General features: G+C 33.8%; 13 protein-coding genes and 1 other RNA gene. 1 reads left to right on the top strand and 13 read right to left on the bottom strand.

Going from position 1 to position 11,528, the window contains the following annotated elements; all coding sequences use genetic code 11:
• Positions 1-323 precede the first annotated feature (323 nt).
• The 4 genes from PEPCATONIAE_RS07805 to ssrS all read right to left on the bottom strand — a co-directional run bounded on the left by PEPCATONIAE_RS07805 (position 324) and on the right by ssrS (position 2,765).
• Positions 324-1,337, bottom strand: coding sequence for a LacI family DNA-binding transcriptional regulator (locus PEPCATONIAE_RS07805; protein ID WP_138160576.1), 1,014 nt, complete (start codon positions 1,335-1,337; stop codon positions 324-326).
• A gap of 160 nt (positions 1,338-1,497) precedes the next feature.
• Positions 1,498-1,989 (bottom strand): hypothetical protein, encoded by a 492-nt coding sequence (locus tag PEPCATONIAE_RS07800; protein WP_138160575.1) that lies wholly within the window; start codon positions 1,987-1,989, stop codon positions 1,498-1,500.
• A gap of 15 nt (positions 1,990-2,004) precedes the next feature.
• A complete protein-coding gene (locus PEPCATONIAE_RS07795; RefSeq protein WP_138160574.1) occupies positions 2,005-2,505 on the bottom strand; it encodes a YtxH domain-containing protein in 501 nt (166 codons plus the stop codon).
• A gap of 80 nt (positions 2,506-2,585) precedes the next feature.
• Positions 2,586-2,765, bottom strand: a non-coding RNA gene (gene ssrS / locus PEPCATONIAE_RS07790) — 6S RNA.
• 134 nt (positions 2,766-2,899) lie between these two features.
• Between ssrS and PEPCATONIAE_RS07785 the strand changes: the two genes are divergently transcribed.
• Positions 2,900-3,703 carry an NAD(+)/NADH kinase gene (locus PEPCATONIAE_RS07785; protein ID WP_138160573.1) on the top strand — a complete coding sequence of 268 codons (804 nt, stop codon included), beginning with the start codon at positions 2,900-2,902 and terminating at the stop codon, positions 3,701-3,703.
• A gap of 84 nt (positions 3,704-3,787) precedes the next feature.
• Here PEPCATONIAE_RS07785 and PEPCATONIAE_RS07780 read toward each other — a convergent pair whose 3' ends face one another.
• The 9 genes from PEPCATONIAE_RS07780 to PEPCATONIAE_RS07740 all read right to left on the bottom strand — a co-directional run bounded on the left by PEPCATONIAE_RS07780 (position 3,788) and on the right by PEPCATONIAE_RS07740 (position 11,509).
• Positions 3,788-4,270 (bottom strand): NYN domain-containing protein, encoded by a 483-nt coding sequence (locus PEPCATONIAE_RS07780; RefSeq protein ID WP_246060458.1) that lies wholly within the window; start codon positions 4,268-4,270, stop codon positions 3,788-3,790.
• On the bottom strand, positions 4,257-4,964 hold the full coding sequence (gene rlmB, locus PEPCATONIAE_RS07775; RefSeq protein WP_138160572.1) for a 23S rRNA (guanosine(2251)-2'-O)-methyltransferase RlmB: 708 nt from the start codon (positions 4,962-4,964) through the stop codon (positions 4,257-4,259). Before rlmB ends, PEPCATONIAE_RS07780 begins: the two co-directional genes overlap by 14 nt.
• 2 nt (positions 4,965-4,966) lie before the next feature.
• Positions 4,967-5,725 carry an FAD-dependent thymidylate synthase gene (gene thyX, locus PEPCATONIAE_RS07770; RefSeq protein ID WP_138160571.1) on the bottom strand — a complete coding sequence of 253 codons (759 nt, stop codon included), beginning with the start codon at positions 5,723-5,725 and terminating at the stop codon, positions 4,967-4,969.
• Positions 5,715-6,137: a Mini-ribonuclease 3 gene (locus PEPCATONIAE_RS07765; protein WP_138160570.1), complete on the bottom strand. Its 423-nt coding sequence runs from the start codon at positions 6,135-6,137 to the stop codon at positions 5,715-5,717. Before PEPCATONIAE_RS07765 ends, thyX begins: the two co-directional genes overlap by 11 nt.
• Complete coding sequence (cysS, locus tag PEPCATONIAE_RS07760; protein ID WP_138160569.1) at positions 6,122-7,519, bottom strand: cysteine--tRNA ligase; 1,398 nt, start codon at positions 7,517-7,519, stop codon at positions 6,122-6,124. The genes PEPCATONIAE_RS07765 and cysS overlap by 16 nt, the downstream gene beginning before the upstream one ends.
• 83 nt (positions 7,520-7,602) lie before the next feature.
• The gene (locus PEPCATONIAE_RS07755; protein WP_180339373.1) at positions 7,603-8,115 is read right to left on the bottom strand and encodes an NUDIX hydrolase; all 513 of its coding nucleotides are present in this window, start codon (positions 8,113-8,115) and stop codon (positions 7,603-7,605) included.
• A gap of 120 nt (positions 8,116-8,235) precedes the next feature.
• Positions 8,236-9,228: a PLP-dependent cysteine synthase family protein gene (locus PEPCATONIAE_RS07750; protein ID WP_218975532.1), complete on the bottom strand. Its 993-nt coding sequence runs from the start codon at positions 9,226-9,228 to the stop codon at positions 8,236-8,238.
• A gap of 16 nt (positions 9,229-9,244) precedes the next feature.
• The gene (locus PEPCATONIAE_RS07745) at positions 9,245-9,787 is read right to left on the bottom strand and encodes a LemA family protein (RefSeq protein WP_138160568.1); all 543 of its coding nucleotides are present in this window, start codon (positions 9,785-9,787) and stop codon (positions 9,245-9,247) included.
• 12 nt (positions 9,788-9,799) lie between these two features.
• Positions 9,800-11,509, bottom strand: coding sequence for a DUF2207 family protein (locus PEPCATONIAE_RS07740; RefSeq protein ID WP_138160567.1), 1,710 nt, complete (start codon positions 11,507-11,509; stop codon positions 9,800-9,802).
• Between the last annotated feature and the right edge of the window lie 19 nt (positions 11,510-11,528).

Genomic DNA, 11,528 nt, shown 5'->3' with positions numbered 1-11,528 from the left:
GAGCCAGGATCAAACTCTCGATTGTAATTTGTCCTTAGCTTCAGTTCTTTTTACTGACTTTTTCCGCTAAGCTTCTTTGCTTATGATTTCTTACACTATTTAATTATCTTGGTTCTTGCTGCCTTTTTTGAGGTAGCTTGTCTATTATATATTGCCTCGCTTTGTTTTGTCAAGGGATTTTTTTACTTTTTTATTAAGTTTAAAAAACCTCTCCATGCAAAGCTGACCTCATTATAATAACATTGGTTTTTTATTATGTCAATATGAATTTACAATTTTTGATTGTTTGATTTTCGTTTTTTACATTTCAATTTATTAACTTTTTATTTTCTTAAGTCTTTTACAGTGTCTCTTTTTATTATACTCAGAGGAAGTACCACTCTTTCGTCTTTTGATGTGTCTTCTTTTTCTATAAGTTTTAGAGTCCTTCTCATGGCTACGGCTCCTATTTCATAATAAGAAATTCTAACTGTAGTAAGTTTAGGCCTGTAGATTTCTGTAAGGTCTGTCCCTCCAAAGCCTGTTACAGATAAGTCTTGCGGTACTTTGAGTCCTTTATCTGAAAGATAGTTTATAGTGTGTATTGCCAACTCGTCTTGGGAACAGAAAAGTGCTGTTACTCCATCTTCTATTGCCTGATCTATTTTTTTATGAACTTCTTTTAGATCTTTTTCTTCTGTACCCATGGTGTAAATAATGTTTTCTTTTAAGTCGTTTTCAGCCATTATTTTTTGATAGCCTTTAAGTTTATATCTTTCTTCCGTCCTATCTATGTCTTTTTGCATAATCATCGCGGCAATATTTCTATGTCCCATTTCAATTAGATAGTTAAGCATTTCGCAACTTATTGATTCATATCCTATTCTTACTGTTAGGTTTTCTTCTATGTCGTAGAATTTATTAATATTAATATGAGGCAGCTTATATTCTTCTAATTTATATAGCAATTTCTGGTTTAATTTTGTGGAAATTACTATTATTCCCCCAACTTGTTTTTGCATAAATACTTTTGCCAGGTTAAGTTCGGCTTTAGGATTTCCGTATGAGCATGCCAGTAGAATATCGTAATTATACATTCTTCCTACTTCTTCTACACCTCTTAATATTTTGCTTACATAGGATGTTCCTATATCGTCCACTATTACTCCTATTAAATATGACTTTCTTTTTACAAGGCTTCTTGCTACTTCATTGGGTGTATAATTTAGAACCTCTATTGCATGTAATACTCTTCTCCTAGCTTCAGGAGATACCGGTTTTGAATCATTTATTACTCTGGATACTGTTGAAATTGATACATCCGCCATTTTAGCAACGTCTTTTATAGTTGATGCCAACAAAAATCCCTCCTTTTGCCTTTTATTCCTTTATAAGGTTTTTTTGTGAAATTCAAGTATATATATTATACAGTATTATCCATTAATTTAAAATCTTTAGGCTTTTTTTATTTTGAAAATAAAAAAGACGAAACTCTCAATGGAATTTCGCCTTAGGTTTTTATTTAAAGAAAACTTCTCTAAGTGATTCAAGCACTTCTTTTAATATATAGAAGTAATCTACAATATTATTGGCACTTAATGAAATAGTTTTTGATGTATCAAATACAGTATCGGATACTGTTGCTATGGTATCTGTAACCTTTAAAGCCGTCTTATCCACATTCCTTGATATGCCTTCTACAGTATTTGATATGGATCCTACTGTCGCAACGGCCTTTTCTATTTCAGGCTTTGCGACTACTACTATATCTGAAACTTCTGAACTTATTTTATTTACATTGTCACTTATTCCAAGGGCATTATCCGTAAGAGCCGGAACTTTTTTAATAGTATCATCTATTACGGTTTGGTTGTCCTCAATTGTTTGATCTATCTTCTTTAATATACTTAGGATATTTTTCAGAGCCAGAGCAAGAAAAACAAGTGCTGCTATGCCTGCCAGAAATAAAATAATAGTAAGCAGATCCTGTAGCGTAATTGTCATTTGCATATTTACACTCTCCTATTATTTAGTTTCTTTTTCTACTTTTTTGGAAGTTTCTTTTGTATCTTTCTTAACTTCTTCTGCTCCCTTTTTGATATCTTCTTTTACTTCTTCTTTTGTTTCTTTAACGTCTTTTTTAACGTCTTCGGCGCCTTCTTTTACAATTTCTCCAATTGCTTGAGCTTTTGCCTTTGCTACTTCTACATTTTCTCCAAGCTCTTCTCTTTTTTCATCAAGCTTGGTTCTTAAATCTTCATAGGTTTTCTTTAATTGTTCATTTGCTTGATTTGCTTTAAATTGAATTGTATCTGCTGCATCTTTTGTTGCGGAGCTTACAGCTTCAGCTGTTTCTTTTGCCTTATCTGCAATATCTTCTCTTGTTTCTTTTCCTGATTTAGGTGCAAATAAAACTCCAATAGCAGCGCCTATACTAGCTCCCAAAGCAAGTTTACCCGCCTCTTTAATGTTTCTTTTCATTGCAGCTTCTCTTCTTTTTTCTTCTAAATAATCAAATAATCCCATTTTTATCACTCCTAATATTAAATTTACATTTACTTATTATCTAATACCCCTATGATTTTAATTTAATCAAATGGCACAAAAATAACTCCACAATGCCGGGACCTTATTAATTCAGACCCGCCTCACCTAAGTGTGGTTGTCCTCATCAAAATTTCTAACTTCCGCAATCCTGCGGCCTGTTATCCTTTATGATATCTGGATTCCCGGATCTTTTATGTCGGTTGAATTAAATAAGGCTTTTGCGCACATCGTAGAGCTTAATAAAATTATATAACAATTGCTTAGTTTATTCAAGAATCCACCTTAGTATAGAACTTCTATCTAATAATCACTTTTTACTTTTAATCCTTTTATTTTTATTGTATGATATATGTTGCTTAAGGTTGGAGGATTTATGAAAGAGAAAATTATCAATATTGTATCTAATGCGAGTTATGATTCTCGAAAGATTAATCAAATTTTAGTTGATAAATTAAATAAAAGCGGATACATACCAAGCAAGCAGTTTAACGAAAATGCCGAGCTTATAATTTCAATAGGAGGAGATGGAACCTTTATAAAGGCTCTTCATAAAAATAATTTCCCGTCAATCCCTATTGTAGGTATTAATACAGGTCATTTAGGCTTTTATCAGGAGGTGGATCCTGATAATATAGATGAGTTTATAGATGATTATACAAACGGTAATTATAGTATAGAGCAGCTTAAGCTTATAGAAGCCGAGGTCTTCACAAGAAACAAATCTCATGTAATGCTTGGTGTTAATGAAATTGCTTTAAAGGCAAAAAATTCAAAAATTATTCACATGAACGTTTTTGTAAACAGAAATCATCTGGAAAAGTTTTCAGGAGATGGTATTTTAATTTCCACCCCTTCAGGATCTACTGCCTATAACTTTTCTCTTGGAGGCTCCTTGGTTCATCATTCTCTTGATGCTTTGCAAATGACACCTATGGCACCTATTAACAGTGTTGTTTACAGATCTCTTTCAAGCTCCATTATTATACCTGGCAATTATATTATTACTTTGGCTCCGGAAAAAAGGTATAATAATTCCAATTTGCTCTTAGTTGATGGACAGGAATACTTTTTTAACAATTTGAAAAAAATAAATTTTAAAGTTTCTAACAAAAATATTAAAAAGCTGGTTTTTTCTCAAGATTCTTATTGGTTAAACTTAAAAAGTAAATTTCTATAAAAAAATTGTTTCTCATTTCTGGAAACAATTTTTCTTTTTTACATATTATCTTTAAATTTTCTTAAAATTTCAATTGAATCTTCATCAAGACTTCCTATTTTTTTTATAGGTTTGATTAAGAGATCTAATATTTTTCTTTACCTTGTTAAGGGTATCATAAACCTCTATTTCAAATTCCCTTGCAGACACTCTTGATCCTCCTCGGGAAAGTATTATTTGCTGCTCTATGTTATCAGATGTAGCTACCCTTATACTTCTTACCCTTCCCATTCGGTCAAGTTCCCTTTCTATAAAGTGGTCTGCAGTTTCAAACTCCTTTGTAAAAATTATAAGTATTCCCTTGTAGCTATAAAGGGCGCCGGGAGATTTTTTTACCATATAACCATCAAAGACCAAAATTACTTTTTCTCTTGACATATGAGCATATTCGGCAAGTATATTTGCAAGTCTGTTCCTTTGATCTTCAAGACTTTCTTCCCTGCCCTTAAAAACATCCCAGTAATTTATAATATTGTATCCGTCCACGAAAATATATTCATGATCCTTTTTGTATTTAAGCCTTTTCATTTTTTCTTTGTATTTCAGCCATAATAATTGATGCTGCACAGGAAACATTTAGGGAATTTATTTGTCCGGACATAGGTATTGATACAATTACATCACAGTGCTTCTTTAAAGCTTGGGAAATGCCCTTTCCCTCATTGCCTAAAACTATTGCAATTTTTCCTGAAATGTCGGTTTTATAAAGGTTATCTCCTTGCATATCAGCTCCATAAATCCAATAGCCTTCTTCTTTAAGCCTTTCAATATCGTTTGATAGGTTGCCTGCTATATAAACCTTAAGATTTTCTATTGCTCCGGCGGATGTTTTATAGACTACACTGTTTACATAGGCTGACTTGTGTTTAGGTATAATAAGAGCCTTAAAACCTAAAGCCTCTGCAGATCTTGCAACTGCACCTAAATTGTGAGGGTCTTCTATTTTGTCAAGTATAACTATATTTTCTCCTAAAAGGTCCTCAAATTCAGCATAGTTATATCCGGCAACTAAAGCCACAACACCCTGATGATTTTCTCCCCTACTTAAGCTGTCAAGCTTTGACTTGTTGACTTGGCTTATAAGGACCTTCTTCTCTTTGGCCATGGCATATATTTTTCTAATAGACCCTTCAGAATTGGAATTTTGTATGTAAAGTTTATCTACCTTACCTGATTTTAAAACTTCTATTACCGGATTTCTACCATATATATACTCTTCCATTATTAGAGTTCCTTAAAAAATTTTCTTATTTCAGCTTGTCTTCCGCAGGACATAGCCCCTTCATTGCAAGGACCGTTTACGCAAGCTGGCCCACATGATTTGAAAAGTACTGGTGCTATTTTCTTACATTGTCTAAGCATTTCTATGCCAACTTCTCTAATTTCCCACTGTGCTCTTGTGCAAGTTCTCAGTTCAAAAAAGTGAATTAAACTTCTTACATTCATAGTAAAGACAACTTTTGTTTCGCAAGCATTTGGAAATACATATCTGGCATCTTCTATAGATTCTTTTTCAACTTTTCTTCTAGCCTTTTTCTCATCCATTCCCTCTTCTATTAAAGGTCTTGCCTTTTCTGAAATTAGAATTTCCGTAAGTTTTTCATAAGCCTTGGCATCTTCTTCCATAGACTTAATAAAAATTTCCTTGGCCTTCTCATTTTCTGCAATTTTAGGCGGAATTATATATTCGAAATTATCAAGTCTTACATATCTTTGTGACTGTTGAGAGTATGAGGCTATTCTATGTCTTACAAGTTGATGGCTGAAAGTTCTTGAAACCCCCTCCACAGCAAAGGTAAAACTTGCATGCTCCAAGGGTGAAGCGTGAGAAAAACTCATTAGCATTTCAAGAAATTTATTTCTTGATTCTTCAGTCATTTTTTTCTTTATTTCATCTACTCCTACTGCCGAATAACAAAGCTTGGCAGCTTGGGCAATAACCTCTTCAGGATTGGGAGTGTAGGCGATTATTTCAACTTTCATCTTTTTCATCCTCCATCATATTAAATATCTCTATAATCCTCTTACCTCGGTCTTTTAAATATAAGTAGCCAAAAAGAGCCTCAAGGCCTGTTGCTTCTCTATAGTCCGACAGTTTAGCGTTTTTAGGTACTGTATGAGGATTTGTGTTCCTTCCCCGTCTATAAACGGAAAGCTCTTCCTTAGTTAGTTCACCTAAAACAGCTCTTATAGAGTCAGCCTGAGCCTTTGCCTTTACATAGCCTATGGCTTCTCTGTGAAGTCCGTTAACGGTTTTGTTCCCCTTTAATATATAAGTCCTTACCAGGAGCTCATAAACCGCATCTCCTATAAAAGCCAGACTTAAGGCCGACAACTCTTTTATGGAAGTTTCTTCTATATGATTAACTTCAAGAAACCTTAAATTTTCTTCCATGTAGTTCCTTCTCTTGTATCTTTTATTTGAATATTTTTCTCAAGAAGAAGATCTCTTATTTCATCAGCTTTTTTAAAATCCTTGTTGCTTCTTGCTTCTTCTCTTTCCTTAATAAGCCTTTCAACCTCAGGATCTATTGCTTCCTCTTTCATTTCCAAAATTCCTAAAACCTTTGTAAGCTTAAGTAAAGTTTTAAGGCTTTGCTCTACAAGTTTTTTAGGAGAACTTTCATCAAGTCTTGAATTTGCCATTTTAACTATATTAAATATGGCGGTAATCGCATCTGCGGTATTAAGGTCATCATCCATGGACTTTTCAAAGTAGAGAACTTCTTTTTCCAAGTCATCTAAAAACTTTTCATCTTCAGCTTCAAGATCCTTATCTTCAGCTGTCTTCTCCAAGGCTTCAAGACCCCACTTAGCATTATAAATTCTATCAAGGGACTGTTTAGTCTGAATCATTATTTCTCTTGAGAAATTAATTGGAGAACGATAATGGGATCCAAGAAGGAAAAATCTTAATATTTCAAGGTCAAATTCCTCTGAAATTTCCCTTACTGTAAAAAAGTTGCCTAAGGATTTTGACATTTTTTCGTTATCCACAGTAATCATACCATTATGCAACCAAAATCTGGCAAAAGTCTTGCCGTTGCAGGTTTCTGACTGAGCAATTTCATTTTCATGATGAGGAAATTGCAGGTCTTCTCCTCCAGAGTGTATGTCTATAGTATCTCCTAAAAGAGTCTTTGCCATAACAGAGCATTCTATATGCCAACCCGGTCTACCTTCTCCCCAAGGAGCCTTCCAGAAAGGTTCCCCTTCTTTTTTTGCCTTCCACAAAGCAAAGTCCGCAGGGCTTTTCTTCAGGTCTGAAACATCAACTCTTGCTCCACTTATTAGGTCTTCCAATTTTTTTCGAGACAGTTTACCATAATCTTTAGCTGCTCTTATATCAAAATAAACATCGCCTTCAGATACATAAGCCGCATCCTTTTCAAGAAGGGTACTGATAAAATCTATAATTTCAGTAATATGCTCAGTAGCTCTTGGATTCATAGTTTTATAATCATATAGATGAAGTCCTTCCGCATCCTTTTTAAACTCCTTAATATACCTTTCGGCAATCTCCTTGGAGCTCACATTTTCTTCTATGGATTTATTTATAATTTTGTCATCTATATCTGTAAAATTAACTACGAATTTTACATCCAAGCCCTTATAAATAAAGTATCTTCTTAAGGTGTCGAAAACACATAAGGGTCTAGCGTTGCCTACATGTATAAAATTATAAACTGTCGGTCCGCAGTTATACATGGTAACTACTCCGTCATTTAAGGGTTTAAAGTCTTCCTTCTTTCTACTAAGTGTATTATAAAGTTGCATACTACCTCCTTATACTAAAAAAGTCTCCCTGGAGAGACTGCCTATACCCTGACATTTTATCTTAGGGATTAATTTAATATATTTTACCCTAAAAACTCTATCTTTTCAACAGAGCTGAAGAACTTGTCATAATAGCTTAAGCCTACTATTTCACCGACTTCAACCAGCTTAAATATTTCTTCAACCTTTACCTTTTTAACATCTGAAACCTCATCCTCCTGAAGAACCAGTTCCTTAATGTCGACCTTTTTGTCCACAAGATAAATATAAAAGATAGTGTGATATTCAAGGATTATTCTTTTAAGCTTTATGGGAGCATTTGATATGTCAAGAGATAGTTCTTCCATAGATTCTCTTATTAAAGCATCTTGAGGGTCCTCTTTTGCCAAAACTGACCCACCGAAGGAACAATACCACCTATTTGGGAAAAGTTTTTTTGTAGGGCTTCTCTTTTGAATTATAAACTCATTTGGAGCGCACCTGACCCAGCCTTCTACTACTATGTGATACTCACCGTTTTTTAGAATCTGTCCCCTTTTTATAATTTTGTTTTTCTTTTTACCTTTTCGGTTATAAATATCCCAATACTCCACCATAACCATTCACCTATTATATTATTACTATTATTAAATAACATGTGTAGCCTTTTTGCAATAGTATTGTTATAAGGACTAAAAACCTATAAAAGCGCTCCCTTAAAAGGAAACGCTTCTTTTTTATTTTATTACTTTGAAATTTAAAATTTCAACGTCTTTAGAAAGATAACTATCCTTTACTGGTTCATCCTTCATTAAATCCGTTGATAAGTATTTTTTGTTATCATCGGGAAAGACTGTTACTACGGTTTCGTTTCCCTTCTCAAGAGCCATTAGTGCTCCTATGAAATTTGCTCCTGAAGATATCCCTACTCCAAGACCCGCTTGAGCAAGTTTTTTCGCCATAAGTATAGAATCCCCGTCTGAAACTGAAATTATTTCATTAAGCTCATTAAGTTTACACAATTTAGGAATAAATTCGTCACTTATGCCGGCTATCCTATGACTGCCGACTTTCTTTCCTCCTGTACTTAGGGTTGGAGACTCTAAAGGTTCGAGAGGGTAGATTTTAGCTCTTGGGTTAACTTCTCTTATTGCTCTACCAACTCCCATTACGGTGCCTCCCGTACCTACTCCTGCTACAAATCCATCTGGAATCAGCCCTATTTTATCAAGATTTTCTATTATTTCTTTGCCTAGGCTTAAGCATTGGCCAGTGGTGTTGTCCGGATTTTCAAACTGTCTTGGCAAAAATACATGATTTTCTTCTCTTGCCATTTTTTCCGCCAGTTCTATTGAACCTAGGAAGCCTCCCTCTTCTTTGGATACATTTCTTATTTGCGCTCCGTAACTGCTTATTAACCTTTTTCTTTCTTCGCTCATCCAATCAGGCATATAAATAATAACAGGATGATTTAAATATGCACCAAGGGCGCAGAAGGCTATGCCTGTATTGCCGCTTGTAGCCTCTACTATTGTGTCATTTTCTTTAATACTTCCTGTATCGTAGGCATTTTTTAAAACATAATAAGCCATTCTGTCTTTAACACTACCTGACAGATTATAATATTCCACCTTTGCAAAAATCTTTTTCTGTTTATTTTTATACTTAAAGTTAACTTCCAACATGGGGGTGTTTCCTATCATATTTTTTAATTCTTCAATTTTTCTCATATTTATCTCTACTTTCTTATTTCCATGAAGGTATATCTTTTTTGTCAGATGAGCCTTCAAAGTAATCATATTCCTTAAAACCTAAAGCTGATGCAATTATTGAGTTGGGAAAGATTAAAATACTTCTGTTATATTTAGTTACAGTATCGTTAAAAACCATTCTGGCATTTTTAAGATTTGTTTCATATTTGTCAATTTTCTCTATAGAATCCTGATAAAGAGTTGATGCTTTTAGGTCCGGATAGCTTTCAGCCAGGGCCATAAGACCTCCAAAGGCTTTTGAGAAGTTTTCTTCGTCTTTTTCCAAATCTTTTACACTGACATTATTGGATATAACCTGTCTTTCTTTAACTATTTTAACAATATTTTCCGCTTCGTAGCTTTTGTAATCTTTTACTCCATCTATAATACTTTTAAGGGCGTCCCATCTGCTTTCCATATTTGCTTCAATTTGACCCTTGGAATTTTTTACAAGTTCTCTATTTCTTATAAGACCGTTGTAAACTCTTATTAAAAATAGAATTAGAAAGAATAAAACAACTAAAAAAATTATTACCATTATCAAATCCTCCTATCTTACTCCGCCGCCGCTTCCGCCGCCGAAGGATCCTCCACCGCCACCTATGCTTGTAAATCCTCCTTGACCTGCTGAAGCAGAGCTACTTGCACTTGAATAGCTTGAGCTTATACTGTGACTATAGATATTTGCATACCTTGATGCAATTAAAATATTTGTCAAATCCCCATCTATTTGGTTAAGAAGTTCAGGACCGAGCTTTTCCAACTCTTTAATAACTTTATCTGAAATTCCGAACAAAGATGCATAAATTAAAAGTTTGTCCCAGACAAGAACTTCTTTTAACTCTCTTTCATTAAGAAGGGTAAAATCATTTAAATAATTAAAATACATAACCAAATTTTTTGTAAGTTCATTTCCAGCCGGCGAATAAGTTAAAGTTTTACCTGTTTGTTTAATGTATCCCTTTTCTAATAAAAAGCTATTGGAAGCTTCAGTAATATTATCTAAAATGTCTGAGTATTCATCTAAATTGTCCTCATCTTCAAACAATGTTGTAAATTCATTTTCTTCAAGGAGACTATCTTCAGCTGCCTTTGAAAAAAGTTTAAAGAAAGATTTTTCAATAGGTCCTTCATTAATTTCACTTTGGTTTATTCTAAGGCCTAATTTTTCTTTTTTAAAGATAAGTCCTTTCTCATAATTTTCAGGTGAGATATAACCTTTATATATCCAGCTTAGGATAAAACCTCTAATTATACTGTAAGGACCACCCAGATTTGTAGATTCCAAAACCTTAGACAGACTTTTCCAATTGTCTTTCTCAGGAGGTTCTCTATAGTACTCTTCCTTTAAATCTCCTTTTTTATAAAGGGACTTAATTTTATCATGTCCAAGTATTCTCACTAATAAAGCAACTATAAAAACCACTATAGGGATAATAACAGCCAGGACAATCATGCCTATAAATCCAAAGCTCGGCACTCTGTCATAAGGATTGTAATCTTCTTCAAAAGAGTAATCATCGTTATAGTCCGAGCCTTCAAAGGCCATGGCTCTGTAGTATTCAAAGTCATGATCTATATTTTGCCCTCCTGTAAAATCCACTCCCTTAAAGTCGACAAGTATTGTGGTATAGTTGCCTGAGCCTAGAGGCTTAAAACTTTCAAAAACTATATCCCCGTCTTCAAATTTAATCTCTCCTTCAGATCCGAATCCCCAAATTCTTGCCAAATCTTTATTAAGCTCCACTCCGTCAACTCTTAGTCTGATTTTTACTTTTTGAGGCGGATTTGAAAGGTTGTCGTTTATAAATTTAAAGTAAAGCATGTTTGTATCTGTAAGCTTTTTTATAATTTTACTTATGTCATAGGATAAATAATACTCATGATCTCCATGACTTGTTAGGCCGAAGCAAAGCTCAAAATAATCACCATAATCTATTAAACCGTATTTATAAGCCTTGTCTTCAATAGATCCTTCTGTATTCCAGGGATCTATAAGCTGATAATTTTTATAATCCTCTCCTTCTTTTATGCCGGCTCCCTTTAAACTTATATTTCCTTCTCCAAGATGAGAAATAGGGAAATAATATTCAGTCCCCCGGTCTGTATATAGGTCATAATAGTTGCTTATAGTAGCAGTTGAGTCCTTATGTATCTGAACAAAGACAGATTGTGAATTAAGAACAGCCTCAGCCGATACATAAATTGGAATCAGGAGTACAAATAAAATACTAAGAATAAGGATCTTTAATTTTCTCATTTATTACCTCAAAGTATAA

Source organism: Peptoniphilus catoniae (assembly GCF_901447155.2).
GTDB classification, from domain to species: domain Bacteria; phylum Bacillota; class Clostridia; order Tissierellales; family Peptoniphilaceae; genus Peptoniphilus_E; species Peptoniphilus_E catoniae.
Note: the sequence above shows the minus strand (reverse complement) of the source record. Positions and strands in the feature narration are given on the sequence as shown.